The 26576-nt window shown below is 69.5% G+C and carries 24 protein-coding genes; 19 read left to right on the top strand and 5 right to left on the bottom strand.

Features of this window, described 5'->3' with window-relative positions; genetic code table 11:
- Positions 1–15: 15 nt before the first annotated feature.
- The 8 genes from BCR15_RS10420 to BCR15_RS10385 all read left to right on the top strand — a co-directional run bounded on the left by BCR15_RS10420 (position 16) and on the right by BCR15_RS10385 (position 10992).
- Positions 16–1326 carry a hemolysin family protein gene (locus tag BCR15_RS10420; protein ID WP_068752127.1) on the top strand — a complete coding sequence of 437 codons (1311 nt, stop codon included), beginning with the start codon at positions 16–18 and terminating at the stop codon, positions 1324–1326.
- Complete coding sequence (era, locus tag BCR15_RS10415; protein WP_078920294.1) at positions 1298–2245, top strand: GTPase Era; 948 nt, start codon at positions 1298–1300, stop codon at positions 2243–2245. Before BCR15_RS10420 ends, era begins: the two co-directional genes overlap by 29 nt.
- A 152-nt stretch (positions 2246–2397) precedes the next feature.
- Entirely contained in the window at positions 2398–3663 is a 1266-nt protein-coding gene (locus tag BCR15_RS10410) for an extracellular solute-binding protein (protein WP_068752126.1), read from the top strand.
- Between the two features lie 75 nt (positions 3664–3738).
- Positions 3739–4692 (top strand): carbohydrate ABC transporter permease, encoded by a 954-nt coding sequence (locus BCR15_RS10405; protein WP_197971762.1) that lies wholly within the window; start codon positions 3739–3741, stop codon positions 4690–4692.
- 3 nt (positions 4693–4695) lie between these two features.
- The gene (locus BCR15_RS10400) at positions 4696–5553 is read left to right on the top strand and encodes a carbohydrate ABC transporter permease (RefSeq protein ID WP_078920296.1); all 858 of its coding nucleotides are present in this window, start codon (positions 4696–4698) and stop codon (positions 5551–5553) included.
- Between the two features lie 206 nt (positions 5554–5759).
- A complete protein-coding gene (gene leuA, locus BCR15_RS14685; protein ID WP_197971832.1) occupies positions 5760–7463 on the top strand; it encodes a 2-isopropylmalate synthase in 1704 nt (567 codons plus the stop codon).
- A gap of 3 nt (positions 7464–7466) precedes the next feature.
- Positions 7467–10016 carry a DEAD/DEAH box helicase gene (locus tag BCR15_RS14680; protein ID WP_068752124.1) on the top strand — a complete coding sequence of 850 codons (2550 nt, stop codon included), beginning with the start codon at positions 7467–7469 and terminating at the stop codon, positions 10014–10016.
- Between the two features lie 16 nt (positions 10017–10032).
- Positions 10033–10992: an acyl-CoA thioesterase gene (locus BCR15_RS10385; RefSeq protein WP_197971763.1), complete on the top strand. Its 960-nt coding sequence runs from the start codon at positions 10033–10035 to the stop codon at positions 10990–10992.
- Here the strand turns inward: BCR15_RS10385 and BCR15_RS10380 are convergent, their stop codons facing one another.
- Complete coding sequence (locus BCR15_RS10380; RefSeq protein ID WP_078920297.1) at positions 10993–11763, bottom strand: isoprenyl transferase; 771 nt, start codon at positions 11761–11763, stop codon at positions 10993–10995.
- A gap of 26 nt (positions 11764–11789) precedes the next feature.
- On the opposite strand from BCR15_RS10380, the gene recO reads away from it, so the two are divergent.
- Positions 11790–12512 (top strand): DNA repair protein RecO, encoded by a 723-nt coding sequence (gene recO / locus BCR15_RS10375; RefSeq protein ID WP_068752122.1) that lies wholly within the window; start codon positions 11790–11792, stop codon positions 12510–12512.
- Here the strand turns inward: recO and BCR15_RS10370 are convergent.
- The 4 genes from BCR15_RS10370 to BCR15_RS10355 are packed head-to-tail and all read right to left on the bottom strand — an operon-like array spanning position 12509 to position 15599.
- Positions 12509–12916 (bottom strand): Fur family transcriptional regulator, encoded by a 408-nt coding sequence (locus tag BCR15_RS10370; RefSeq protein WP_068752121.1) that lies wholly within the window; start codon positions 12914–12916, stop codon positions 12509–12511. The genes recO and BCR15_RS10370 overlap by 4 nt on opposite strands.
- Positions 12903–13862, bottom strand: a complete 960-nt coding sequence (locus BCR15_RS10365) for a metal ABC transporter permease (RefSeq protein ID WP_068752238.1) — start codon at positions 13860–13862, stop codon at positions 12903–12905. The genes BCR15_RS10370 and BCR15_RS10365 overlap by 14 nt, the downstream gene beginning before the upstream one ends.
- A 23-nt stretch (positions 13863–13885) precedes the next feature.
- Entirely contained in the window at positions 13886–14638 is a 753-nt protein-coding gene (locus BCR15_RS10360; protein ID WP_068752120.1) for a metal ABC transporter ATP-binding protein, read from the bottom strand.
- A complete protein-coding gene (locus BCR15_RS10355; RefSeq protein ID WP_228383396.1) occupies positions 14625–15599 on the bottom strand; it encodes a metal ABC transporter substrate-binding protein in 975 nt (324 codons plus the stop codon). Before BCR15_RS10355 ends, BCR15_RS10360 begins: the two co-directional genes overlap by 14 nt.
- A 180-nt stretch (positions 15600–15779) precedes the next feature.
- Between BCR15_RS10355 and BCR15_RS10350 the strand changes: the two genes are divergently transcribed.
- From BCR15_RS10350 to BCR15_RS10305, 10 genes are all read left to right on the top strand, one after another.
- Positions 15780–17096, top strand: coding sequence for an ABC transporter substrate-binding protein (locus BCR15_RS10350; protein WP_068752118.1), 1317 nt, complete (start codon positions 15780–15782; stop codon positions 17094–17096).
- A 72-nt stretch (positions 17097–17168) separates the two neighbouring features.
- A complete protein-coding gene (locus BCR15_RS10345) occupies positions 17169–18161 on the top strand; it encodes a carbohydrate ABC transporter permease (protein ID WP_068752117.1) in 993 nt (330 codons plus the stop codon).
- Entirely contained in the window at positions 18158–19063 is a 906-nt protein-coding gene (locus BCR15_RS10340; RefSeq protein WP_078920298.1) for a carbohydrate ABC transporter permease, read from the top strand. Before BCR15_RS10345 ends, BCR15_RS10340 begins: the two co-directional genes overlap by 4 nt.
- Positions 19064–19119: 56 nt before the next feature.
- On the top strand, positions 19120–19422 hold the full coding sequence (locus BCR15_RS10335; protein WP_068752116.1) for an antibiotic biosynthesis monooxygenase: 303 nt from the start codon (positions 19120–19122) through the stop codon (positions 19420–19422).
- A 13-nt stretch (positions 19423–19435) separates the two neighbouring features.
- Positions 19436–21580, top strand: a complete 2145-nt coding sequence (locus BCR15_RS10330; RefSeq protein ID WP_068752115.1) for an alpha-galactosidase — start codon at positions 19436–19438, stop codon at positions 21578–21580.
- 1 nt (position 21581) lies between these two features.
- The gene (locus BCR15_RS10325; protein WP_068752114.1) at positions 21582–22658 is read left to right on the top strand and encodes an ROK family transcriptional regulator; all 1077 of its coding nucleotides are present in this window, start codon (positions 21582–21584) and stop codon (positions 22656–22658) included.
- A gap of 38 nt (positions 22659–22696) precedes the next feature.
- Positions 22697–23848 (top strand): tRNA dihydrouridine synthase DusB, encoded by a 1152-nt coding sequence (dusB, locus tag BCR15_RS10320; RefSeq protein WP_068752113.1) that lies wholly within the window; start codon positions 22697–22699, stop codon positions 23846–23848.
- A gap of 2 nt (positions 23849–23850) precedes the next feature.
- Complete coding sequence (locus BCR15_RS10315; protein ID WP_068752112.1) at positions 23851–24063, top strand: hypothetical protein; 213 nt, start codon at positions 23851–23853, stop codon at positions 24061–24063.
- Between the two features lie 85 nt (positions 24064–24148).
- Positions 24149–25435 carry a citrate synthase gene (locus tag BCR15_RS10310; RefSeq protein ID WP_068752111.1) on the top strand — a complete coding sequence of 429 codons (1287 nt, stop codon included), beginning with the start codon at positions 24149–24151 and terminating at the stop codon, positions 25433–25435.
- A 63-nt stretch (positions 25436–25498) separates the two neighbouring features.
- Positions 25499–26563: an HD domain-containing protein gene (locus BCR15_RS10305; protein WP_141680111.1), complete on the top strand. Its 1065-nt coding sequence runs from the start codon at positions 25499–25501 to the stop codon at positions 26561–26563.
- The last annotated feature ends 13 nt before the right edge of the window (positions 26564–26576 follow it).

Below are 26576 nucleotides of genomic sequence, written 5' to 3'. Positions count from 1 at the left end.
AGTTGAACACCCCCAGTGACCCAGTCCGAGTGGATCGAACTCAGCATCGCCCTGGCGTGCGCGCTCGCCGCCTCTCTCCTCGCCGCCGTCGAGACCGCCCTCGGCGTCACCACGAGGGCCAGGGCCGAGCGCATGGTGGACCAGGGTGTCCGCGGCGCGGAACGCATCAAGCTCATCGCCGAGGACCCGGCGCCCTCGATCAACGCCGTCATGTTCGCTCGCATGGCACTGGAGATCACCGCCATCGTGCTGGCCGGCCTCGTCGTGTTCACGCAGTTCCCCCTGGACTGGCAGCGCGCGGCCGTCACGATCGTGACCATGCTGGTGGTGTCCTTCATCCTCTGGGGTGTCGCGCCGCGCACCCTCGGGCGCCAGCACCCGGAGCGCACGATGCGGGCGTTCGGCCCGCTCGTGTCGGGGCTCACCACGATCTTCGGGCCCATCGCCCAGCTGATGATCCTGCTCGGCAACGCCCTCACCCCCGGCCGGGGTTACGCGGACGGCCCGTTCGCCACCGAGGCCGAGCTGCGTGACCTGGTCGACATCGCCGAGAAGCAGGAGCTCATCGAGGCCGGGGAGTCCAAGATGATCCATTCGGTGTTCGAGCTCGGCGACACCCTGGTCAAAGAGGTCATGGTCCCACGCACGGACGTGGTCTACGTGACCGGTGACCGCACGCTGCGTCAGCTCCTCTCGCTGGCGCTGCGCTCCGGATTCTCCCGCATCCCCGTGGTGGGCACCGACCTCGACGACATCCTCGGCGTCGTCTACCTCAAGGACGTCTCCAAGCGGGTCTACGACTTCCCCGACGCCGAGCGCCAGGAGACCGTGGCAGACCTCATGAGGCCCGCCGTGTTCTGCCCCGACTCGAAGCCGGTGAGCGACCTGCTGCGCGACATGCAGCTCAGCCACTCCCACCTCGTGCTGGTCGTCGACGAGTTCGGCGGCACCGCCGGCCTCGCGACCATCGAGGACATCCTGGAGGAGATCGTCGGCGAGATCGTCGACGAGTACGACCAGGATCAGCCCGCCGTCGTGGACCTGGGGGAGGGGCGCTACCGGATCTCGTCGCGGCTGCCGGTCGACGAGCTGGGCGCGCTGTTCGACGTCGACCTGGACGACGACGACGTCGAGACCGTCGGCGGGCTCATGGCCAAGCAGCTCAACGTGGTGCCCATCCCCGGGGCGCGGACCACTGTCGGCGACATCGAACTGGTGGCCGACCGCGCGGTCGGTCGCCGCCACCAGATCGGGACCGTGCTCGCCCGGCGCCTGACCCAGGACGAACTGCCCACCGATGACGCCACTGGAGGCGACGATGACTGACACCCCCTACCGCTCCGGATTCGCCTGCTTCGTGGGCCGCCCGAACGCGGGAAAGTCCACCCTCACCAACGCGCTCGTGGGGCAGAAGATCGCGATCGCGTCGAGCAAGCCGCAGACGACGCGGCACGCGGTGCGCGGCATCATCACGCGCGACGACGGCCAGCTCGTCCTCATCGACACCCCTGGGCTGCACCGGCCGCGGACCCTGCTGGGGCAGCGCCTGAACGACCTGGTGTTCGAGACGTGGTCCGAGGTCGACGTCGTGGGCGTCTGCCTGCCCTGCGACCAGCGCATCGGCCCCGGCGACAAGTTCATCATCGGCGAGATCGCGAAGCTCGGCCACCGCCCCACGCTGGTGGCGCTGGCCACGAAGACGGACCTGGTGAGCCGGGATCGGCAGCTGTCGCACCTCGTCGACATCGGCAACGTCGCCGAGGAGCTGGGTATCGAGTGGGCCGAGGTGGTGCCGTGTTCGGCGACCGCCGGCGACCAGGTCGACACCGTGCGCGACGTGCTGCTGTCGCTGCTGCCCGAGGGGCCGATGTACTACCCCGACGGGGAGATCACCGACGAGCCGGAGGAGACCCTCATCGCCGAGCTGATCCGCGAGGCGGCGCTCGAGGGCGTGCGCGACGAGCTGCCGCACTCCATCGCCGTCGTCATCGACGAGATCATGCCGCGGGCGGACCGGCCCGAGGACAAGCCGCTCACCGACATCTTCGCGTCCATCGTCGTGGAGCGGGATTCGCAGAAGGGCATCATCATCGGCCACCGCGGCGCCCGCCTCCGCGAGATCGGGACGCAGGCGCGCGAGCAGATCAACCGGCTGCTGGGCACCCGCGTGCACCTGGACCTGCACGTCAAGGTCCTCAAGGAGTGGCAGCGCGACGCCAAGCACCTCAACCGGCTCGGATTCTGACGAGTCGCGCACTCTGGCTGCGCGAATATGTCTCGCCGGTAACTATTTGGTCACGACCAGCGCGCGCCCGATGCGCGCAGCGAGCACACTCCTAGGATCGCAGGCATCACACCCCCTCCGCCCGGCGGAGGACACCTAGGAAGGAAGTGCACGTGAACAAGCGTGTCCTGAAGTTCGGCGCGGTCGCCCTCGCCGGCGCGTTCGCCCTGTCCGCCTGCGGCGGCAGCGAGCCCGCCGCCACGAACAGCGAGCCGGCTGATCCCGGTTCGCTCGAAACGACCATCAAAATCCTCGCCCCGTCGTACTCGGACTCGTCGCAGGCTGACTGGCAGGCCATCATCGACAAGTTCAACGAGACCTACCCCGACGTCGACGTCGAGCTGCAGATCGAGGGCTGGGACGGGTTCACGGACAAGGTGTCGGCGCGCATCCAGGCCGGTGACTACCCCGACATCCTCAACGACAACGCCTTCGCCGCCTCGGCCGACGCCGGGATCCTGTACCCGATGGACGAGGTCCTCTCCGCCGACACCCTCGCCGCGATCGAGCCGTCGCTGCTCGCCAACGGCGTCGGCACCGACGGCACGCAGTGGGCCGCCCCCGACATCGCGTCGGCGCGCATGATGGCCTACAACGTCGACCTGTTCGAGGCAGCCGGGATCGCCGAGCCGCCGAAGACGTGGGCCGAGCTCGAGACCGCCGCGGAGAAGCTCGTCGCACTGGGCGACGACGTGCGCGGCTACGGCATGCCGCTCGGGCGCGAAGAGGCTCAGGTCGAGTCGTCGCTCTGGCTGTGGGGCGCCGGCGGCGACTGGGCCGACGGCGAGGGGCTCAAGGCCGACACGCCTGAGGCCACCGAGGCGTTCGCGCAGATGAAGAAGATGTACGAGGCCGGCTACACGCAGGCCAACCTCGAGGACAACCGCGTCGACATCGCCGATCTCTTCCAGGCCGGCAAGCTCGGCATGATGATGGCCCACTCGGCGATCGTCGCCGACGCCGAGGCGAAGGGCGTCAACGTGGCGCTGGCGCCGATCCCCGCCAAGGACGGCGGCGACGGCGTGGCGCTGGGCGTCACCGACTTCATCGTCGCGTTCGACAACGGGGACGCCGACCGCAAGGCCGCCACGTCCGCGTTCCTCGACCTCATGTACTCCGACGAGATGTACGAGGGCTGGTACAAGGGCACCGGGCTGCTTCCCGTGACCACGTCGATGATCGACAAGGGCAAGGCGGAGTCGGACGAGAACGGCGCCGCGTTCCTCGAGGCGCTGTCCATCGTCAAGTTCCTGCCCGTGGGCAACCCGGCGTGGGACGTCCTGCAGACCGCGCTCCAGGGCTCGGCCTACAAGGTCGGCAGTGGTGACCCGGCCGAGGTCCTGGCCGAGATCCAGGCCCAGGTCGACGCTCAGAGCTGACACCCGTCGCGGGGTGGCGCCGGTAGGATCCGGTGCCACCCCGCTCCATGACGATCCGAGGAGGACACAGCCACCGTGTCACTGACCGCCACCCCGTCGATGGTCCGGGACAGCACGCGGCGCCGCAAGCGCTCCGGCACCCACGCCGTCCTCACCGCACTGCCCTGGCTGGTGCCCACCCTCGTCCTGATCCTCGGCGTCGTGCTCTACCCGGCGGCGCTGATGATCTACACCTCGTTCTTCAAGTACAACAACCGGGGCATCCAGCGCGGCGACGCCCCCGTCGGCCTGGACAACTACATCGGCACCGCGGGGGCCCTGACGTTCCCCGGCGTGCCCGTGGGGCGGATCCTGCTCAACACGGTGCTGTGGGTCGCCGTCGTGGTCCTCATCACGGTCGTGCTCTCACTGGCGCTGGCCCAGTTCCTCAACCTCGAGTTCCGGGGCCGCAAGGCGCTGCGCCTGTTCGTGATCCTCCCGTGGGCCTGTTCGGTCGTCATGACCGCGACCGTCTTCCGCTACGGGCTGCAGGAGAACGTGGGCCTGTTCAACCGTCTCCTCGTCGACACCGGCATCCTCCAGCGCGCCCAGGCGTGGACCAAGGACCCCACCAGCGCCTTCTGGGTGGCGGTGTTCGTGGCGATCTACGTCTCGCTGCCCTTCACGACCTACACGATCCTGGCCGGGCTGCAGGCCGTGCCCGACGACGTGCGCGAGGCCGCCCACGTCGACGGCGCCGACGGGCTGCGCCGCTACTGGTTCATCGTCCTGCCACTGCTGCGCCCCGCGATCGCTGTGGCGGCGCTGATCAACATCATCAACGTGTTCAACTCGCTGCCCATCCTGCGCCTGCTGCAGGAGACCCCCGGCTACCACACCGGTCACATCACCACGACGCTGATGTTCGAGTACCAGCGGGCACTGGGCCCCGGGGTGTCGTCGGCGCTGTCGGTGCTGAACTTCATCTTCTGCCTCGTGATCATCGCCATCTACCTAGCGATCGTGCAGCCGACGAAGGAGGTGGCCTGAGCCATGGCACGCACCCGGTCCGTCCGCGGCGGCATCAACAAGCCGCCCAGCCCGTGGGTGATCGCCCTCGGCTCCATCGCCATCGTCGTGTTCTTCGGCTTCCCCTACGCGCTGATGTTCATCTCCTCGCTGAAGACGCGGCTCGAGATCACCAACATCCCGCCGGACTACTTCCCGGCCACGCCGCGCTTCGACAACTACCTCACCGTGTGGGCGTCGGAGGTCGACCCGGCCTCGTCGCTGCTGGCCACCGCGGTCATCGCGCTCGGCGCCACACTGCTGGTGCTGCTCGTGGCCACTCCCGCCGCCTACTACGTGGCGAGGTTCCGCTTCCCCGGCCGCATGGTGTTCCTCCTCCTCGTGCTGTGCACGCAGATGCTGCAGCCGACCGTCCTGGCCGTCGGCCTGTTCCAGGAGTTCAAGGGCTGGCAGGGATACGCGGTGTGGGCGGCCCTCATCCTCATCAACGCCGCCTTCAACCTGTCGTTCGCCATCTGGATCATGCAGGCCTTCTTCGCCTCGGTGCCCAAGGAGATCGACGAGGCGGCCCTCATCGACGGGCTGGGCCGACTCCAGACGATGTTCAGGATCTCGCTGCCGCTGGTGTGGCCCGGGATCGTCACCGCGATCGTCTTCGTGTTCGTCAATTCGTGGAACGAATTCTCCGCCGCGTTCATCCTGGTGCAGCAGACGAACCTGCAGCCCCTCACCGTGTCGATGCCGCGCTTCCTGGGCCTCTACATCAAGGACTGGCAGTACCTGTTCACCGTCGCGATGATCGCGATCGTGCCCGTGGTCATCCTGTTCAGCTTCATCGAGAGGCGGCTCATCGGCGGCCTCACAGCCGGTTCGGTCAAGTAGTGGAATCCTTCGGCGCCGGTGCTACAGTGGCCGACGTGGCACGGCATACCCTCCTTCTTGGCTGCCGCAGCGAGGCCCAGTATCTCTGAGCCAGAAACCTCGCTGCGGTGCTTCGTCGCGTCTGGCGCACCAACACAGCCCAGGAGACTCAGATGACCACCTTCACCACCCGCCCGCAGCCCGTTCCCGTTCAGCAGCCGACGCCGATGCCGGTGCACCGCTACACCCCCTTCGTCCCCGTCGACGTCCCGGACCGCACCTGGCCCGCCCGGCGGATCGAGAAGGCGCCGCGGTGGCTGTCGACCGACCTGCGCGACGGCAACCAGGCCCTGATCGATCCCATGACGCCGTCGCGCAAGATGCGGATGTTCGAGCTGCTGGTCGACATCGGATACAAGGAGATCGAGGTCGGGTTCCCGTCGGCCTCGCAGACGGATTTCGACTTCGTCCGGCAGCTGATCGAGGGCGACAAGGTCCCCGACGACGTCACGATCTCGGTCCTGACCCAGGCCCGTGAGGACCTGATCAGCCGGACCGCCGAGTCGCTGATCGGCGCCAACCGCGCCACGATCCACATGTACAACGCGACGGCGGAACTGTTCCGTAAAGTCGTCTTCCGCATCTCGGAGGACGAGTGCGTGCAGCTGGCCACCCGCGGCACCGAGCTGGTGATGAAGTACGCCGACATGCACCTGCGCGACGTCGAATTCGGCTACCAGTACTCGCCCGAGATCTTCACGCAGACGCCCACCGACTTCGCGGTCGAGGTCTGCAACGCGGTGGCCGACGTGTGGCAGCCGGGCGAGGGCCGCGAGATCATCTTCAACCTGCCCGCCACCGTCGAGCGCTCGACCCCCAACACGTACGCGGACCAGATCGAGTACTTCATCCGCAACGTGCGCCACCGCGAGCACGTGGCGGTGTCGCTGCACCCCCACAACGACCGCGGCACCGCCGTCGCCGCCGCCGAGCTGGGGCAGATGGCCGGCGCGGACCGCGTCGAGGGCTGTCTGTTCGGCCACGGCGAGCGCACCGGCAACGTGGACCTGGTCACGCTGGCGCTGAACCTGTACACGCAGGGCGTCGACCCCGAGGTCGACTTCTCGGACATCGACCACGTGCGGCGCACCGTCGAGTACTGCACCGGCCTGCCCGTGCACCCGCGGCACCCGTACGCGGGGGACCTGGTCTACACGGCCTTCTCGGGCTCGCACCAGGACGCCATCAAGAAGGGCTTGGAGTACCTGGAGGCCGAGGCCGCCCGGCAGGGCAAGCTGCTGGACGAGGTGGACTGGGAGGCCCCGTACCTGCCGATCGACCCGCACGACGTGGGCCGCACCTACGAGGCGGTCATCCGCGTCAACTCGCAGTCCGGCAAGGGCGGCATGGCGTACATCATGAAGTCCGAGTACAAGATGGACCTGCCGCGGCGTCTGCAGATCGAGTTCTCCCGCGTCGTCCAGGCCCACACCGACGAGTCGGGCACCGAGGTCACCCCGTCGCAGATGTACTCCATCTTCGAGCGCGAGTACCTGGGCCAGGGGCCGTGGCGCCTGACGTCGGCCGGCTCCACGTCGAGCAACGGGCAGTTCCACGTCACGGCGGTCGTCGACGGCCCCACCCGCCAGGGGGTCGAAGTCGACGGCGAGGGCAACGGACCCGTCTCGGCGTTCGTGGACGCCCTGGTGCAGGCCGGTGCGCATGTGCGCGTGCTGGACTACGCCGAGCACGCCCTCGAGGCCGGCGGCGACGCCAAGGCCGCGGCCTACGTCGAGTGCGAGGTCGGCGAGGGCGACGACACGACCGTCCTGTGGGGCGTGGGCGTCGACACGAGCATCACCAGCGCCTCGATGAAGGCGATCCTGAGCGCGCTGAACCGGGCCGCGTCCTGGACCATGGCGCCGGCCTGACCGGTGCCGAGACTCACCGACCCGGTCGGCACCGACCCGGACGCGCTGTACGAGCGGTTCTCGTCCTGGGCGGCGGGGGAGAACATCTCCCTCTACCCGCACCAGGACGAGTCCGCGATCGAACTGTTCACGGGCAACAACCTCATCCTGTCGACACCGACGGGTTCGGGGAAGTCGATGGTGGCGCTGGCGGGGCACTTCGCGGCGCTGGCCACGGACCGGGTGAGTTTCTACACCGCCCCCATCAAGGCCCTGGTCAGTGAGAAGTTCTTCGCGTTGTGCCAGGTGTTCGGCGCCGACAACGTCGGTATGATCACCGGCGACGCGTCCGTGAACGCCTCGGCGCCCATCATCTGCTGCACGGCCGAGGTGCTGGCCAACATCGCACTGCGCGAGGGGCGCCACGCCGACGTCGGGCTGGTCATCGCCGACGAGTTCCACTTCTACTCGGAGCCCGACCGTGGGTGGGCGTGGCAGGTGCCGCTGCTCGAACTCCCGCAGGCCCAGTTCCTGCTCATGAGCGCGACGCTGGGTGACGTCTCGGCGCTGGCCGACGACCTCACCCGCCGGACGGGGCGCCCCACCAGCCTGATCAGCGACGCGGAGCGGCCCGTGCCGCTGCTGTTCGAGTGGTCGATGACGCCGCTGCAGGAGCGCGTGGTCGACCTGATCCAGGAGCAGAAGGCACCCGTCTACATGGTGCACTTCACGCAGGCCGAGGCGCTGGAGCGGGCACAGGCGCTCCTGTCGCTCAACCTCATCACCAAGATCGACGCCGGTCGCATCGCCGAGGAGATCGGGGCGTTCCGGTTCGGTCCCGGCTTCGGCAAGATCCTCTCCGGCCTGGTGCGCAGGGGGATCGGGGTCCACCACGCCGGCATGCTGCCCAAATACCGCCGCCTGGTCGAGCAGCTGGCGCAGACGGGTCTGCTCAAGGTGATCTGCGGCACCGACACGCTGGGCGTGGGCATCAACGTCCCGATCCGCACAGTGCTGTTCACGGGCCTGACGAAGTACGACGGGACGCGGGTGCGGCGGCTGAAGTCGCGGGAGTTCCACCAGATCGCCGGCCGGGCGGGCCGCGCGGGCTTCGACACCGTCGGCTTCGTCGTGGTCCAGGCGCCCGAGCACGTCATCGAGAACGAGCGCGCGTTGGCCAAGGCCGGCGACGACCCCAAGGCGCGCCGCAAGGTCGTCCGCCGCAAGCCGCCGGAGGGTTTCGTCGGCTGGAACGAAGAGACGTTCGAGCGCATTGTGGTGGCGCAGCCCGAGCAGCTGATCTCCCGCATGCAGGTCACGCACGCCACGGTCCTCAACATCGCGCAGCGCCCCGGCAGTGGCGCCGAGTCGATGCGCGGCCTCATCGAGTCCTCGCACGAGTCCCGCGACCGCAAGCGCGCCCTCACCCGCCGGGCGCTGGCCCTCACCCGTGCGCTGCTGCGCTCTGGGGTGCTGGTCAAGCTGGCCGCGCCGGACCCGGAGGGCCGCTGGTGCGCCATGGCCGAGGGCGTGCGCGACGACTTCGCCCTCAACCAGCCCCTCGCCCCCTTCGCGGTGGCCTCCCTGGCGCTGCTCGATCCGGACTCGCCCACCTACCACCTGGACGTGGTGTCGGTCATCGAAGCCGTGCTCGAGGACCCGTTCCAGGTCCTCCTCGCCCAGCAGTTCCTCGCGCGCGGCGAGGCCGTGGCGCAGATGAAGGCCGACGGCGTCGAGTACGACGAGCGCATGGAACTGCTCGAGGAGGTCTCCTGGCCCAAGCCGCTCGACGAGCTGCTCCACCACGCCATGGGCATCTACGCACAGTCCCATCCGTGGGTCGAGGCGGCGGCGCTGTCGCCGAAGGCGGTGGTCCGCGACATGTGGGAGCGGGCCATGAGCTTCACGCAGTACGTGTCGTTCTACAAGCTGCAGCGCACCGAGGGAGGCCTGCTGCGCTACCTGTCCGACGCGTACCGCGCGCTGCGGCACACCGTCCCCGACGAGCATCGCAGCGAGGAGTTCGACGACCTGGTCGAATGGCTGGGGGAGACGGTGCGCCAGACCGACTCGTCGCTGCTCGACGAGTGGGAGGCGCTGACCGACCCGGAGAAGGTGGCCGCCGCCGCGGAGGCCGCTGCCCAGGGCGCCCCGCCGCCGCCACCGCGACCGGTGACCGGCAACGAACGCGCCTTCACCGCCATGATCCGCACCGCGATGTTCCGCCGGGTCGAGCTGGCGGCCCGAGACGACGTCGACGCGCTGGCCGCGCTCGAGGCGGCGTCAGCCGCGCTCGCCGACCCGCCGCTGCCCGTGCTCATGGACGTCGACGCCTGGGACGAGGCGCTGGGCGAATACTGGGACGAGCACGACGACCTGCTCACCGACGGTGACGCCCGCGGGCCGGGCCTGTTCCGCATCGAGAAGGGCCGGGACCGGTGGACGATCCTCCAGGTCGTCCACGACCCGGAGGGCAACCACGACTGGATGATCCGGGCGGACGCTGACCTGGCGGCGAGCGACGCCGCCGGCACGGCCGTCGTGCGAGCCGCGGCGTTCGCGCGGATGGACTGATCGAGGGGAGACACCGGTGCCTGGGACTCAACGCGGCGTGACCCTGCGCTTCCTGGCGGAGCCGATGGACGCCAACGTCCGTGGCGTCATGAGCGCGGGGAAGGTCCTCGAGTGGATCGACAAGGCGGGCTACGCCGCCGCCGTGGGATGGGCGGGCACGTACGCCGTCACCGGGTACGTCGGCAACATCCACTTCACCCGCCCGATCAACGTGGGCGACCTGGTCGTCATCCAGGCCAGGGTCGTCCTGACGGGGCGCACCTCCCTGCAGGTGGTGTGCACGGTCTCCAGCGGCGACCCGCGGTCGTCGTCGCGCGTCCTCAACACGCAATGCGTGCTGCAGTTCGTCGCCATGGAGGACGGCAGGCCGGTGCCGGTGCCGTCGTTCGTGCCGCGTGACGACTGGGAGCTCGGCCAGCACGAGCGGGCGCTCGAGATCAACGTGGCCCGGCGCGCCATCGAGGAGGAGATGCAGCACCAGGACTACGCCGGCGACACCGGCGCGTGCCGGGAGACGCTGCGCTTCCTCGCCGCGCCCACCGACGTCAACTGGGGCGGGAAGGTGCACGGCGGGTACGTCATGAGCTGGATCGACCAGGCCGCGCAGGTGGTGGCCGAACGTTGGCATGCCGGCCCGGTGGCGTCGGTGTTCGCCGGCGGGGTGCGCTTCTACCGCCCCATGTTCATCGGTGACCTCGTCGAGGTCGACGCGCGCCTGCTGTACACCGGCACCACGAGCATGCACATCTCGGTGCATGTGCGCTCGGGCGACCCGCGGACCCGGGACCTGCGTGAGACGACGCACTGCACGATCGTCTACTGCGGCGTCGACGAGCTCGGCCGGAAGCGCCCGGTGCCGCCGTGGCGGCCGGTCCTGCCCGGCGACGTGGCACTGGCGGAGCATGCCCGGGCCATGATCGACATTCGGGAGCGTCTCCTGCGCCCGATGCCGCGTGAGCTGCCGCCCGACCTCTGATCAGGCAGAGCCGAAGCGGCGCACGCGCGTCGCGTACTGGCTGACGGCGGCCCACAGGTCGCGGCGGTCGAAATCGGGCCACAGCCGGTCGAGGAAGATCAGTTCGGCGTAGGCGGACTGCCACAGGAGGAAGTTCGAGGTGCGCTGTTCGCCCGACGAGCGCACGAAGAGGTCGACGTCGGGGATGTCTGGCTCGTCGAGGAACCGCGCGAAGCGCTCCTCGGTCAGCCGGTCGGGATCGAGCTTGCCGGCTCGGGCCAGCCTGGCGATCTCCCGTGCCGCGTCCACGATCTCGGCACGTCCCCCGTAGTTGACGCAGAACTGCAGCGTGAGGGTGTCGTTGGCGGCGCTCATCTCCTCGGCCGTCTCCAGCTCGCGGATGACAGAGCCCCAGAGGCGCGGCCGCCGTCCGGCCCACCGGATTCGGACGCCCAGCTCGTTGAGCTCGTCCCGGCGACGGTGGATGACGTCGCGGTTGAAGCCCATGAGCCAGCGCACCTCGTCGGGTGACCGCTTCCAGTTCTCCGTGGAGAAGGCGTAGGCGGACAGATACGGGATGCCGATCTCGATGGCCCCGTGGATCACGTCCAGCAGCGACGCCTCGCCGCGCGCGTGTCCCTCGGTGCGCTTGAGTCCCCGCTCCTTGGCCCAGCGGCCGTTGCCGTCCATGACGATTGCGACGTGCCGGGGCTTGGCCTTGGCCGGCAGCTGTGGGGGGACGGCTCCGCTGGGGTGCGGTGTGGGGTGGCGGCGGGGCGTGGGCACGGCTATGAGCGTACCGGCCTACACTCGGGGGCGTGCCCACCTACCGCGACCAGGCCGTGGTGCTGCGGACCCACCAGCTCGGTGAGGCGGACCGCATCATCACGCTGCTGACGCGCACGCACGGCAAGATCCGGGCGGTCGCGAAGGGCGTGCGCAAGACGTCGAGCAAGTTCGGGGGCAGGCTGGAGCCCTTCCAGCACATCGACATCCAGTTCGCGGAGGGCCGCGGATCCTTGGAGGTCGTGACGCAGGCGGAGGCGCTGCACGTCAGCCGCCTCGCCGAGGACTACACCCGGTTCACGGCCGCCGAGGTACTGGTGGAGACCGCCGACCGGCTGGTGGCGGAGGAGCACAGCCCCTCGCTGCAGCAGTACCGCCTGCTGCTGGGGGCGCTGCGCGCGCTGGAGGCGGGGGAGAGGCCGGCGCCCCTCGTCGTCGACTCGTACCTCCTGCGGGCGTTGGCTGTCGCGGGCTACGCGGTGGCCACGGCTCGGTGTGCGGGCTGCGGCAGCGCGGACATCCGCTGGTTCTCGCCCATGGGCGGCGGGGCCGTGTGCACCGGCTGCCGGTCCTCGGGCTCGGGGCAGCTCGGCCCCGCGGAGGCCGCGCACCTCGGCGCCCTGCTCAGCGGTGAGTGGGACACGGTGACCGCGACCGATGTCGCCACGGCCAGGCGCGTCGACGGCATGGTGGTGGCCTACGCCACGTGGCATCTGGACCACGCGCTGCGGTCGCTCCCGTTCTTCGAGCGCTAGTCGTCCCGCCCCGAGCAGGCGCGGCACAGGCCGAACACCTCGACCTCGTGGCCGACCTCGGTGAAGCCGTTGGAGGCGGCGACCTCCGCGGCCCACTCCTCGACCGGCCGGGCGACGATCTCCACGGAGTAGCCGCACTCCCGGCACACCAGGTGGTGGTGGTGCGACGACGAGCAGCGCCGGTAGGTAGCCTCGCCGTCGGCGCTGCGTAGCATGTCGACCTCGCCGGCCTCCGTCATGGCCTGCAGCGCGCGGTACACCGTCGCCAACCCCACCTTCGCGCCCGATTCCCGCAGCTGGTCGTGGAGCTGTTGCGCCGTGCGGAACTCCTCGCAGCCCTCGAGCAGGTCGCGGATGGCGGCCCGCTGCCACGTGTTGCGGGCCCCGGTCCTAGTGCTCGTCATAGTGGTCGCCGTGCCGGGCGTGGCGGTGCCCGTCGTGGACGTAGTCGACGTGGTCGCCGTGTTGGATGACGGCGATCCCGGGCCGGTGGGCGAAGGCGTCGTCGTGTCCCTCGGCGGGGACGTGCGTGTGGGTGCCGTGGTCCTCGACGTAGGGGATGAAGCGCTCCGCCCCGCGCAACCGCCGGCCCACGAGCCAACTGAGCCCGAGCAGGAGGATGGCGGTCACGACGATGGTCGCGCCGGTGGCGGTGTCGAGGTAGAACGAGCCGACGGTGCCGGTGACGGCGGCCGCCGCGCCGATACCCATGGCGCCGAAGAAGGAGGCCGTGAACCCGATGAACGACTGCTGTGCCGTCGCGACGGGAATGACCATGAGGGCGCTGATGAGCAGCAGGCCGACGGTGCGCATCGAGATGGTGACGGTGACGGCGGCGAGCACGACGACCAGCAGGTTGAGCAACCGCACCCGGATGCCGAGGACATGCGAGTAGTCCTCGTCGACCGACACGGCGAACAGCCGCGGCGCCAGCCCCACGGTGAGCGCGAGGATCACGACGGCCAGGCCGGCGATGATCCAGAGATCCTGCGTGCTGACGGACGTGAGGGATCCGAAGAGGTAGGCCGACAGGCCGCCGGCGCCCTGCCCGGCGACGCCGGCCATGAGGACGCCCGACGCGAGGCCGCCGTAGAAGAGGATGGCCAGGCCCAGGTCGCCCGACGCCTTGCCGTGCTGCCGGAGCAGCTCGACCACGACGGCGCCCGCGACGCAGGTGACCACGGCCACCGGCAGCGGAGCCCACCCGGTCATGAGGGCCAACCCGACCCCCATGATCGCGACGTGGCCGAGGCCGTCGCCGAGCAGGCTCATCCGGCGCTGCACGATGAAGGTGCCGATCGCGGGCGCGATCAGGCCGCTGAGGACGGCCGCCAGCAGGGCGCGTTGCATGAACGGCAGTGTGAGCGGCTCGATCACGACCGCACCCCCGAGATCGGATCCGCGAGGCCCGTGAGCGACGGAAGCGGCGGGCCCGGTTGGCATTCGTGCGCCCCGGTGGTCTCCCGGTCGACGACCCGCCCGTCGCACAGCGTCACGGCGCGGTGCAGCACCGCCGCCATGGGGCCGAGTTCGTGTAGGACCACCAGCAGAGCGAGCCCCTCGTCGGCCAGCCGGCCCAGCAGGTCGGCGAGGCCGCCCTGACTGTGCAGGTCCACGCCGGCCAACGGCTCGTCCATGACGAGGAGCTCCGGCTGGCTGGCCAGCGCGCGGGCGATGAGCGTGCGCTGCTTCTGCCCGCCCGACAACGCAGCGAAGGGCCACCCGGCGCGCCCGGCGAGCCCCACCAGGTCGAGGGCGTGGTCGATGGCGGCGTGGTCCACGGCGCGGAGCCACTGGAAGGGTCGACGGTGCGCCAGCCGGCCGGACGAGACGATCTCACGGACGGTCGCGTTGGCCACGGCGACGGCGGAGTGCTGCGGAACGTACCCGATGCGCGACCAGTCGCGGAAGGTGGCCAGCGGCTCGCCGAACAGAGAGATGCTGCCCTCCTGATGGGGGACCAGTCCCATGAGTGTGCGGACGAGCGTGGACTTACCGGAGCCGTTGCCGCCGAGGAGGGCCACCGCCTCGCCCGCGCTGACGGAGATGGATACGTCGCGGAGAATCGGCAGGCCACCCAGGGAGACGAACAGCCCTTCCGCGTGCAGCGGGTCAGGCGCAGTCATTGGCGGAGCGCAGTGCGGTGAGGTTAGCGCGCATGATCGAAGGGTAATCCGTTCCCGGGGAGTTGTCGGTGACGCCCTCGAGCGGGTCGAGGACGGCGGTCTCCAGGCCGAGGTCGCCCGCGATCGAGGTGGCGACGGCGTCCGAGGTGAGGGTCTCGAAGAAGATCGTCGTGATGCCGTGGCGCGCGGCCTCCTCGTGGATCTCCGCGATGCGGGCGGGGGAGGGCTCGGCGTCAGGGTTGACGCCGGAGATGCCGATCTCGGTGAGGTCGTAGCGGTCGGCCAGGTAACCGAACGCGGCGTGGGTCGTGACGAACTCCCGACGCTCGCAGGTGGCGAGGCCGGTCGTGAATTCCTCGTCGAGGGCCTGCAGCTCCTCCGCGGTCGCGGCCGCGTTGGCGGTGTAGTCCGCGGCGTTGTCCGGGTCCAGCTCGGCGAGCCGTGCCCCTAGTTCCTCGACGAGGGTGGCCATGCGCGCCGGGTCCTGCCAGAAGTGCGGGTCCAGGTCCCCGTGGTCGTCAGCCTCGTCGGCATGCTCATCGGTCTCGTCGGCGTGCTCGCCACCGTCGCCGGCCTCGTCGGCGTGGTCGTCGACGTGTGCCGCCGCAGCGGGGATCAGCCCGACCACCTCCGAAACGTCCATCACCGAGGCGGGCCCGCTCTGTGCGATGGCGTCGTCGACCGCCGGCTGGAACTCTGCCAGGTGCAGCACGAGATCGGCGTCGCTGAGCGACGCGATCTGCTGCGCGGTGAGTTCGAGATCGTGCGCCTCGGTCCCCGGCGTCGTGAGCCCGCTCAGGGAACCGTGCCCGCCCAGCACCTGGCCGGCCGCCCACTCGAGCGGGTAGAAGGCGGCGACGACGCGCGGCGCTGCGCCGTCCTCCTCCGAGGCGGGGGCGCCACAGGCGGCGAGGGCGAGCGCGGTGAGTCCCGCAGGAAGCAGGCGAAGCAAACGTGACATGAGAACCATTATCAATTAGCGTCGGTCAGGGCGCAAGTCCGGGCGCACAAAGTCACAGTTTGATAACTTTGGGGCAAAACTAAGGCGCGACGCTGCGCCCCAGTGGCAGGATCACCGAAGGAGCAGCCTGACAACGACCGTCAGGCGTCAGTCATCTCCAGTGCAAAGGAGCGAACCTTCATGCGCAAGAAGTACTCATGGCTCGCCGGTATCGCGGCCGTCAGCCTGCTGGCCACCGGATGTCTCGGCGGAGACTCGACGCCGGAGGCGACGGACGGCGGAGGCGAGGAGACGGCCAAGGAAACCATCCAGATCATGTACGCCTTCTCCGGCGACCAGTCGACGGCCTTCCAGAAGGACATGGACACGTGGGGTGAGGAGAACGGCATCACGTTCGACTGGATCCAGTCGAACGAGTTCGAGGTCCAGATCAACTCCAAGGTCCAGTCCGGCAACGCGCCCGACATCGCCATCTTCCCGCAGCCGGGCATCCTCCGGGCCCTGGCCGAAGAGGGAGAACTCGCCGAACTCGGCACGCAGGTCGATCTCGACCAGCTCGAGGCCGACATCATCCCCGGCTTCCTCGACGCCGCCACCGTCGACGGCACCGTCTACGGCGCGCCGATGGCCATGAACGGCAAGTCGTTCTACTGGTACAACAAGCCGGCCTTCGAGGCCGCGGGCTACACCGTACCCACCTCGCACGAGGAGCTTCTGGCCCTCGTCGAGGAGATCAAGGCCGACGGGGTCGCCCCCATCTGCTACGGCATGGAGTCCGGCTCGGCCACCGGGTGGCCCGGCACCGACTGGATCGAGGACTACGTACTACAGACCGGCGGCACCGAGGTGTACGACAAGTGGGTCTCCGGCGAGATCAAGTTCGACAGCCCCGAAGTGCGCGAGGCCTTCGCGATCTACGAAGAGCTGCTGATGACCGAGGGCAATGTCTACGGCGGCATCGAGAATGCATCGTCCAACGCCTTCGCCACGGCGCTCAACCCGATGTTCGACGCCGAGCCGAAGTGCTTCCTCGGCAAGCAGGGCAACTTCATCACGCAGAAGGGGTTCTTCCCTGACGACATCTTCGCGCAGCTCGACACCACCGTCGGCATGTTCGTGACCCCGAGCGTCAAGGGTGAGAGCCCGGTCCTCGGCGGTGGCGATCTGGCCGCGGCCTTCACGAAGAACGACGCCAACGTCAAGAAGGTCATGGCCTTCATGACCACCGACCCCGAGTTCGGTGACAACCAGGTCCAGACCGGCGCGTGGCTGTCGCCGCTGACCACCTTCGACGTGGAGAAGTACCCGAACCAGGTGCTCAAGGACGTCGCGGCCGCTGTCGCTGACGCCTCGGTGTTCCGCTTCGACGGGTCCGACCAGATGCCCGGCGCCGTCGGCTCCGGCAGCTTCTGGACCGGCATGGTCGACTACACCAGCGGCCGCACCGACCTCGATGCGACGCTCCAGGCGATCGACGCCAGCTGGCCGGCGAGCTAGTCCCGACCCCGTGAACGGCTGGCGGTGGACCGGATCCCGGGCCACCGCCAGCCCCATCCCTAGGAGCACCTCATGATTGAGAAACTCGGCCTCGCACTCGGCGCGGTCGTGGTCGGTGTCCTGGGCGCAGTCGCGCTGTTCTGGCTACTCAACAAAGCCGTCGAGCTTCTCCCGAAGAAGTGGGAACTCCGGCTCAAGCCTTACGCGCTGCTCCTGCCCGCCATGGCCGCGATCACCGTCTTCCTGTTGTACCCCGCCGCCGAGACCGTCATCGCCAGCTTCCGCCGCGGCCGCCGTGGCCGGCTGCTGGAGTTCGTCGGCTTCGACAACTACACGCGCCTCTTCGGCGACCCCAACTTCCTCAACACCCTGATCAACAACGTTCTCTGGATCATCGTGGCCCCGGCGGCCATCGTCGCGTTCGGCCTCCTCGTGGCCGTGCTCGTCGACAAACTCCGCCCCACGGCCGAGAAGGTGGCCAAGTCGATCATCTTCCTGCCCATGGCCATCTCGATGGTCGGCGCCTCCACGATCTGGAATCTGGTCTACGCCTGGAAGCCCGAGGGCTCCTCGCAGATCGGCCTGCTCAACCAGATCATCGTCTCACTCGGCGGCTCTCCCCAGACCTGGCTGCAGATCGACATGCTGCGGTTCAACACCTTCCTGCTCATGGTGGTCTACATCTGGACCCAGGTGGGCTACGCCATGGTGCTGCTCTCGGCGGCGCTCAAGGGCGTGCCCGAGGACACCATCGAGGCGGGCCGCATCGACGGCGCCTCAGAGGGCAGGATCTTCTGGCGGATCATCCTGCCGCAGGCGTGGCCGACGGTGGTCACGGTCTTCATCACGGTCCTCATCGGCGTCATGAAGGTCTTCGACATCGTCTACGCGATGACCAACGGCAACTACAACACCAACGTGCTGGGCAACGCGTTCTATGCGTCGCTGTTCCGCGCGGGTGACCCGGGCGTCGCGTCCGCGATCGTTGTGATCCTCATCATCGCGATCATCCCGGTCCTGGTCTACCAGGTCCGTCAGTTCCGGCTCCAGGAGGCGAACGCATGACCGTCGCAGCCCCCACCAAGACGATCAAGGCCAAGCGCGGCGAGGACAAGGCCCGCTCGGTCGGCTCCAGCAAGATGCTGTGGCTGATCGAGGCGGCCGTCGTCATCCTGTGCCTCCTCTGGCTCATTCCGACCATCGGCCTGCTCATCACCTCGTTGCGCCCCCGCACCGAGTCCAACTCGAACGGCTGGTGGAACGTCTTCGCCAACCCGACGCAGATCACGATCGACAACTACCGCGACGTGCTCACCACCGGCGCCATCCCGTTCGCGGACGCGTTCGTCAACTCCATGACGGTGGCCATCCCGGCGACGATCATCCCGATCCTCATCGCCGCGTTCGCCGCGTACGTGTTCACGTTCATGCACTTCCCCGGCCGCGACGTGCTGTTCATCATCATCGTCGGGCTGCTGGTGGTGCCCAACCAGGTGGCCTTCGTGCCGCTGTCGATCATCTTCCAGCAGATGGGCATCAACGGGCAGTTCGCCACCGTGTGGCTGGCCCACACGGGATTCGGCATGCCCCTGGCGGTCTACATTCTGCGCAACTACATGGCGTCACTGCCGAAATCGGTCGTCGAGTCGGCCGAGATCGACGGCGCATCCCACTGGCAGACCTTCTGGCGGCTCATCATCCCGATGTCCACGCCGGCGCTGGCCTCGTTCGCCATCTTCCAGTTCCTGTGGGTCTGGAACGACCTGCTGGTCGCGCTGATCTTCCTGGGCCAGGGCGACAACGCGGTGCTGACCATCGCGCTGACCGGCGTCCTGGGCACCCGCGGCGAGAACTGGCACCTGTTGACGGCGGGCGCCTTCGTGTCCATGATCCTGCCGCTCGTCGTGTTCTTCGCCCTGCAGCGGTACTTCGTCCGCGGACTCACCGCGGGCGCCGTGAAGGGCTGACGCTCGGTGCTCCCGGGTCCGTGACCACCTCGGGCCCGGGAGTAGCCTTCCATCCCATGCTCGTCATCACCCGATTCGCGTCCCCCGGCCCCGGCTTCCTGGCGGAGGCGCGCGCCGTCGTCGACTGGTGGGCGGCCCGTCCCGGCTGCCTCGGCATCGATCTGGTGCAGAACCTCGACGACCCGGACCTTTTCGCCCTGGTGGGTCGATGGGCCTCGGTGGGGGAGTATCGGCGCTCCTTCAACGGCTACGAGGCGAAGATGATCCTCACTCCTCTGCTGTCGCGCGCTGTCGACGAGCCCAGCGCCTACCTGCCTGTCGAGGAGATGAGTGTCAACGTTCCCCGCGACACCGACTGAACGAGAGGACACCATGACCACCAGACTGCTCCTCACCACCGCGGGCGTGTCCGTCGCGCTCGTCGTCGACGGCACGCGACTGCCAGAGGTCGTCCACTGGGGTCACGAGCTGTCGCCCTTGACGTCGGACCAGTTCGATGCGCTGGTCCTGGCCCACCGGTACCAGGCCGGGCCGAACAATCCCGACGAGCCTCCCCGCTTCGGGCTGCTCCTCGAGGGACGCTACGGCTGGACGGGCCGGCCGGGACTCATCGGCTCACGTGCGGGCCGCGACTGGACACCGGACTGGGCGGTCACGTCGGTCACCGTCGACGGACGACCGGCCGGGGAGCTGGTCGTCGCGGGGGCCGCCACCGTCGAGTTCCGGGCCAGCTCCGTGGAGTCGCGGCTCGAGCTCCTGCTCACGCTCCAGCTGACGCACCAGGGTCTCATCCGGGTCCGCGGCAGGCTGACGAACCTGGATGACGCGCCGTTCGCGGTCGACGAGTTCACCGTTGGCCTGCCGGTGCCCAGCGCCGCGTCGGAGCTGCTCGATTTCGCCGGCCGGTGGGGTGTGGAGCGCTTCGCGCAGCGGCGCGAGTTCCTCGTCGGCCAGCATCGGCGCGAGGGGCGCCACGGCCGCACCGGGGCGGACTCCTCCTACGTCCTCCACGCCGGCACACCCGGCTTCGGCTTCCGCTCCGGGGAGGTCTGGTCGGTGCACACCGCCTGGAGCGGTAACCACCTCCACGTGGCGGAACGCGACTTCATCGGACACCAGGTCCTCAGCGGCGGCGAACTCCTGCTCGCCGGAGAGGTGCGCCTGGGCCGCGACGACAGCTACGCCACCCCGTGGGTGTACTTCAACTACGCAGACGGGTTGGACGCCCAAGCAGACCGCTTCCATGGCTGGCTGCGCGCGCTGCCGCACGCGCCGGCCGCGGACCGCCCCGTGACGCTCAACGTCTGGGAGGCCGTCTACTTCGACCACGACGCGACGCGGCTGATTGACCTGGCCGAGCGGGCCGCGGCGCTGGGCGTGGAACGCTACGTGCTCGACGACGGATGGTTCGGCGCCCGCCGCGACGACCATGCCGGCCTCGGCGACTGGGTCGTCGCGCGGGACGTGTGGCCCGACGGCCTGCACCCTCTGGTTGACCGCGTGCAGAACCTCGGGATGGAGTTCGGCCTCTGGTTCGAGCCCGAGATGGTCAACCTCGATTCCGACGTCGCCCGGGCGCACCCGGAGTGGATCATGCAGCCGGCGGGACGCCTGCCCGTGGAGGCGCGCTACCAGCACGTGCTCAACCTGTCCGTTGAGGGTGCGTGGCGCCACGTCTTCGACCAGATGGACGCCATCTTGTCGGAGTACCGGATCGACTACGTCAAGTGGGACCACAACCGCGACCTCATCGACGCCGGCACCGCGCCGCACGGCGAGCCCGCCGTCCACGCTCAGACCCGGGCGTACTACCGGCTCCTCGACGCCCTCCGGCACCGTCACCCGGACGTCGAGTTCGAGTCCTGCTCGTCCGGCGGGGCCCGGATCGACCTTGAGGTGATGAACCGGGTGGAACGCGTCTGGGTGTCCGACGTAATCGATCCCGCCGAGCGGCAGCGCCTGCTGCCGTGGACGGGCCAGCTCCTCCCGCCCGAGTTCATGGGCAGCCACATCGCCTCCGGCCGCTCGCACAGCACGGCGCGCTGGCACGACATCGAGTTCCGGGCGGCCACCGCCGTCTTCGGGCACCTGGGCATCGAATGGGACCTGGCTCAGGCCACGGAGGAGGAACTGGCCCGGCTCACCTGGTGGATCCAGTGGTACAAGGCCAACCGTCGGGTGTTGCTCGGCGGCCGTCAGGTCCGCGTCGACATGCGCGAACCGCAGTGCTACTTCAAGGGCGTCGTCGCCGATGACAAGGCCATCTTCTCCCTCTCCATGCTGAGTGTGTCCCCGGCGGTCAGCCTCGGGATGCTGCGCTTCCCCGGCCTCGACCCCGACGCCACCTACCGGGTCACCGTGATCGACCACCAGAGGATCCCGGCGATCCACCTGGTTCCGTGGGAGGCGGCCCCCGGACCGCTCGAGTTGCCGGGCCACGTCCTGATGCACACCGGCCTCAGGGCCCCCCAGATGCTGCCCGACACCGCGGTGATCTTCGAACTCGACCGGATCTGAGATGCACCCGATCCCGATGGACCCCACCACCAGGAGCGTGGCCCTGGCCGTGCTCCGCTACGGGCCAATCTCCCGCGCCGAGGTGGCCCGCATGCTCGGGCTCTCCTCGGGGTCGCTGACCCGCATCACCAAGCCGCTCATCGAGCAGGGCCTGCTGGAGCAGGGGCCGCCGTCGGCGCTGGAGATCGGCCGGCCACCGGTGCCGCTGCGGATCGTCGACGAGGCCGCGCAGTTCCTGGGCGTCAAGATCGTGCCTGGCCACGCGTGGGTGGTGCAGACCGGCCTCGCCGGCCAGGTGCGGCACTCCGAGGAGATCGGCCTGGACACCGACACGCTGGAGTCCACGGCGCAGGGACTCGTCGAGGTGATCGCCCGGTTCCCGACCCCCGCGGGGGTGGGGGTGTGTCTCCCCGCGTCGGTCGAGCCCGACGGGGTGCTGCACGCCACCCGCATGCTTGGCTGGCCCGGCGGTGGCAACCTCGCCGGCCGGATCAGCGCCCTCACCGGGCTGCCGTGCGCCACCGCGAACGACATCGACGGCCTGACGCTGTACCACCACTGGTTCGGGGCGGGCAGGGGGCTGACCGACTTCGTCGTGGTGACGTTCGGGCTGGGCGTCGGGTGCGGCGCCGTCGTTGACGACAACCTCCTGCTCGGCTGCCAGGGGGCGGCGGCGATCCTCGGCCGGTTGTGGCTGCCCGACGGCCGCATCTTCGGCGACGTGTTGTCGGAGTCCGCAGTCGCCGCGGCGGCATCGGAGGCGGTCGGGCGACGGCTCGGATTCCGCGAGGCGCTGGCGGAGCCGCGGGCGGCCGGGGCTGTCGACGACGCGGTGCGGGCCATGGGCCACCTGGCCGCGGCCGCCGCCATCGCCTTCGCCCCCGCCCGGATCCTCCTGACCGGCGAGGGCATCGACCTGCTCGGCGGCTCCCTGGACGCCGTCCGCGAGGTGATGGCGGAGGACTGGCGCGAGGACCTGAACCTGCCCGACCTGGCGCTGCAGCCGCTGGACTTCCGCGACTTCGCCAGGGGAGCGGCCGTCGCCGCGATCAGGCTTCGGCTGACGTCGGGGGCGTGACGTAGGCTGGGGGGCCGCCCATCACCCCCAGGAGCCCGATGCCCACCGTCCAGCCGCTGCGCCTGCACGCCCCCAGCCGTCCCGACGCCGTCGTCGTCGACCTGCCCGTGGTGCTGGCGCCGATGGCTGGGGTCACGAACGCGGCCTACCGGCAGCTGTGCAGGGAGCAGGGCGCCGGACTCTACGTGTGCGAGATGATCACGTCGCGGGGCCTCGTCGTCGGCGACCCGAAGACGCGCGACATGCTCCGGTTCGACCCGGGCGAGACCGTTCGTTCGGTGCAGCTCTACGGCGTCGACGCCGATGTGATGGCCGACGCGGCGCGCATCCTCATCCGCGATTTCGACGTCGACCACATCGATCTGAACTTCGGCTGCCCGGTGCCGAAGGTCACCCGCAAGGGCGGGGGCGGGGTGCTGCCCTACAAGCGAGACCGGCTCCGGGCCATCGTCCGGGCCACCGTGCAGGCTGCCGACGAGTTCGGCGTTCCCGTCACCATCAAGACCCGCATCGGGATCGACGACGAGCACGAGACCTTCCTCGACGCCGGTCGCATCGCGCAGGAGGAGGGCGCCGCCGCCGTCGCGTTGCACGGCCGCACCGTCCAGCAGGCCTACTCGGGTGAGGCCGACTGGTCCCGGATCGCCGAGCTGGTCGCCGCCGTCGACATCCCCGTCCTGGGCAACGGCGACATCTGGGAGGCGGAGGACGCGCTGCGGATGATGGACGAGACGGGCTGCGCCGGTGTCGTGATCGGTCGCGGCTGCCTCGGCCGCCCGTGGCTCTTCGGGGACCTCGCGGCCGCGTTCGCGGGCGAGGAGCTCCGGCACCGGCCTGCGCTGGGGGAGGTCGGTCGCATGCTGATCAGGCACGCCGAACTGCTCACCGACCTCATGGGGGAGCGGCACGGGCTGACGGATCTGCGCAAACACATGGCGTGGTACTTCAAGGGCTATCCGGTGGGCGAGCTGCGGCGCCGCTTCGCCATGGTCTCGTCCCTGGCTGAGCTGCGCGAGCTGGTGTCTCTTCTCGACACGGAGGCGCAGTTCCCCGTGGCGGAACTCGGCACGCCGCGCGGTCGGCAGGGGTCGCCCCGCGGGCGCGTGGTCCTGCCCTACGGTTGGTACGACGACACCTCCGGGTGTGAACTTGACCTGTCGGACGCCGAGATTGGCGTGAGCGGAGGATGACGATGGCGGAACGCAAGAAGTTGCCGATCTGGGCCCAGGCGGGGCGCGCGGTCGCGCTCCTTGCGGTGCTCGTCCTGTTCGTGAGTGCCTACTTCGTCTCGACCGGGACACCCCAGGAGGTCCTCACCTGGGAGCGGATCGGCAGCAGCGCCTTCGGCATCGCGGTGATGGGGGTCGCCCTGCTGTTCATGGGCCGCGCCCAGACGCGTAAGTAGGGGCCGCCCGGGGGCGGCGGCGTGCCGTCGTTATTCTGAGCGCAGCGCCGGCCCGGCCGGGGCCGGCCCTGTCCCAGGAGGTTCCATGGGCGAGACGGCAACCATCATCATCGACGGCACCAGCTACGAACTGCCCGTCGTCACCGGCACCGAGGGGGAGCGCGCCATCGACATCTCGTCGTTGCGCTCGACCACCGGGCTCATCACACTCGACGACGGCTACGGCAACACGGGGTCCTGCCAGTCGGCGATCACGTTCATCGACGGCGAGAAGGGCATCCTCCGCTATCGCGGCATTCCGATCGAGGATCTCGCGGAGCGGTCCAGCTTCATCGAGACCGCGGAGCTGCTCATCTTCGGTGAGCTGCCCGACGAGGAGGAGCGGACCGAGTTCCGCCACCTGCTCAGCGAGAACGCCGCCCTGCACCGCGACATGCGCAAGCACTTCGACGGCTTCCCCGCCGACGCCCATCCCATGGCCATCCTGTCGGCCATGATCAACGCGCTGCAGACGCACGAGCTGCACGACATCGAGACCACCGACGCGGCGCACTTCAAGTACGCGGCCGCGGGCCTCATCGCCAAGACCCGCACGATCGCGGCGGCGTCCTACAAGTCGCACATCGGCCAGCCCATCGCGTATCCGCGCTACGACCTCAACTACGCCGAGAACTTCCTGCACATGATGTTCTCCGTGCCGTACCGGGACTACGAGCCCACACCCGAGGTGGCGCACGCGCTCAACATGTTCCTGGTCCTGCACGCCGACCACGAGCAGAACTGCTCGACGTCGACGGTGCGGATGGTCGCCTCGTCGGGCGCGAACATGTACTCGTCGGTCTCCGCGGGCGTCAACGCCCTGTGGGGCCGGCTGCACGGCGGCGCGAACATGGCGGTCATCGAGATGCTCGAGCACATCCGTACCACCGGCATCACGCCCGAGGCCTACCTGGCCCGCGTCAAGGACCGCTCGTCGGGTGTCAAGCTCATGGGGTTCGGGCACCGCGTCTACCGCAACTTCGATCCCCGTGCCCGCATCCTCAAGGACGCGGCGGACAAGCTGCTCGACGCCATGCACGTCACGGACCCCCTGCTTGACATCGCACGCGAGGTCGAGCAGGCGGCGCTGGCCGACGACTACTTCGCGTCGCGACGCCTCTACCCGAACGTCGACTTCTACTCCGGCATCATCCTGCGCGCGATCGGAATCCCGCTGGACATGTTCACCGTGATGTTTGCGATCGGGCGCACCCCCGGCTGGATCGCGCACTGGAAGGAGGTCACCGACAACCCTCGCCAGCGCATCTACCGGCCGCGCCAGGTCTATGTCGGCAACCCCTTGTCGCAGTGGGTGCCGCGGTCGGAGCGCTGACCTCGGCTACGGTTGGGGGCGATGGACACACCGCTCCCGCGCACCCGGCTCTGGGCGTCGACCATGCACGGACATGGCGACGACGTCGTCACCGCGCACGCCTCGTCGACCGCGCGGGTCGGCGCCCGGGAGCCGCGGCGCAGGGAGCAGCGCGAGGAGATCGAGCGGCTGACGCTCGCGCCGGAGGCGAGCTTCGCCGTCGGTGCCGGTACCCGGGAACGACCCGAGGAACCGGACCCGTTCCGCACCTGCTTCGAACGCGACCGTGACCGCATCGTCCACTCGGCGGCCTTCCGGCGATTGGCCGGGAAGACCCAGGTCGTCGTGTATCCGACGGACCATCAGCGGACCCGGTTGACGCACGCCGTCGAGGTCGCCCAGGCGGCGGTCGCGATCGCCCGCGGGGTTGGCGCCAACGTCACGCTGGCCGACGCGATCGCGCTCGGCCACGACTGCGGCCACGGGCCCGGGGGGCACGCGTCGGAGGACGCGTTCGACCGGTTCATTGCCGGCGGCTACGACCACGGGCCGTGGGGGGCCGACGTGGTGTTGCGCGACCTCAACCTGACGTCGGAGACGCTCGACGGGATCCGCAACCACTCCTGGTCGCGCCCCGCGCCGGCGACCCTCGAGGGCGAGATCGTCTCGTGGGCGGACCGGATCGCCTACTGCGCCCACGACCTGGAGGACGCGGTGTCCGCCGGCATCGTCGCCACGGCCGACGTGCCCGTCGTCGTGCGAGAGGTGGCGGGCGTGACCCGCCGGCAGCAGCTGGCGACGTTCATCAACGCCGTCATCAACACCACCTCGGCCACCGGCGTCGTCGGCATGGACCCCGTGACCGCCGAGGCACTCGGCGAGCTGCGCCGGTTCAACTACGAGCGCATCTATACCCGCGCCGAATCCGTCGCGCAGTCGCACACGGTGGTGCGGGTGCTCACCGATCTGGTCGAGTTCTACCTGGCGTCGCCCGCGGCGCTGCCCGCCGAGTACCGGGGCGACGACCTCGTCCGGGGCGCCGTCACGTACGTCGGCGGCATGACCGACCGGTTCGCGTTCGATCAGGCCCGACACCTCCTGGGCTGGGACCCGAAGCGACTCCCGAAGGGCATCGGCCGCGGCGCCTGAGCAGCGGGTAGAG

It is taken from the genome of Tessaracoccus lapidicaptus (assembly GCF_001693815.1).
GTDB lineage: Bacteria > Actinomycetota > Actinomycetes > Propionibacteriales > Propionibacteriaceae > Arachnia > Arachnia lapidicapta.
Note: the sequence above shows the minus strand (reverse complement) of the source record. Positions and strands in the feature narration are given on the sequence as shown.

Excerpts from the sequence above, each read along its gene's own strand:
- BCR15_RS10340 (WP_078920298.1), top strand. The coding sequence starts at position 18,158 with ATGACCGTCGCAGCCCCCACCAAGACGATCAAGGCCAAGCGCGGCGAG.
- BCR15_RS10360 (WP_068752120.1), bottom strand. The coding sequence starts at position 14,638 with ATGACTGCGCCTGACCCGCTGCACGCGGAAGGGCTGTTCGTCTCCCTG.
- BCR15_RS10330 (WP_068752115.1), top strand. The coding sequence starts at position 19,436 with ATGACCACCAGACTGCTCCTCACCACCGCGGGCGTGTCCGTCGCGCTC.
- BCR15_RS10350 (WP_068752118.1), top strand. The coding sequence starts at position 15,780 with ATGCGCAAGAAGTACTCATGGCTCGCCGGTATCGCGGCCGTCAGCCTG.
- BCR15_RS10355 (WP_228383396.1), bottom strand. The coding sequence starts at position 15,599 with ATGTCACGTTTGCTTCGCCTGCTTCCTGCGGGACTCACCGCGCTCGCC.
- BCR15_RS10335 (WP_068752116.1), top strand. The coding sequence starts at position 19,120 with ATGCTCGTCATCACCCGATTCGCGTCCCCCGGCCCCGGCTTCCTGGCG.
- BCR15_RS10345 (WP_068752117.1), top strand. The coding sequence starts at position 17,169 with ATGATTGAGAAACTCGGCCTCGCACTCGGCGCGGTCGTGGTCGGTGTC.
- leuA (WP_197971832.1), top strand. The coding sequence starts at position 5,760 with ATGCCGGTGCACCGCTACACCCCCTTCGTCCCCGTCGACGTCCCGGAC.
- dusB (WP_068752113.1), top strand. The coding sequence starts at position 22,697 with ATGCCCACCGTCCAGCCGCTGCGCCTGCACGCCCCCAGCCGTCCCGAC.
- BCR15_RS10310 (WP_068752111.1), top strand. The coding sequence starts at position 24,149 with ATGGGCGAGACGGCAACCATCATCATCGACGGCACCAGCTACGAACTG.
- era (WP_078920294.1), top strand. The coding sequence starts at position 1,298 with ATGACGCCACTGGAGGCGACGATGACTGACACCCCCTACCGCTCCGGA.
- BCR15_RS10400 (WP_078920296.1), top strand. The coding sequence starts at position 4,696 with ATGGCACGCACCCGGTCCGTCCGCGGCGGCATCAACAAGCCGCCCAGC.
- BCR15_RS10325 (WP_068752114.1), top strand. The coding sequence starts at position 21,582 with ATGCACCCGATCCCGATGGACCCCACCACCAGGAGCGTGGCCCTGGCC.
- BCR15_RS10370 (WP_068752121.1), bottom strand. The coding sequence starts at position 12,916 with ATGACGAGCACTAGGACCGGGGCCCGCAACACGTGGCAGCGGGCCGCC.
- BCR15_RS10305 (WP_141680111.1), top strand. The coding sequence starts at position 25,499 with ATGCACGGACATGGCGACGACGTCGTCACCGCGCACGCCTCGTCGACC.
- BCR15_RS10365 (WP_068752238.1), bottom strand. The coding sequence starts at position 13,862 with ATGCAACGCGCCCTGCTGGCGGCCGTCCTCAGCGGCCTGATCGCGCCC.
- BCR15_RS10315 (WP_068752112.1), top strand. The coding sequence starts at position 23,851 with ATGGCGGAACGCAAGAAGTTGCCGATCTGGGCCCAGGCGGGGCGCGCG.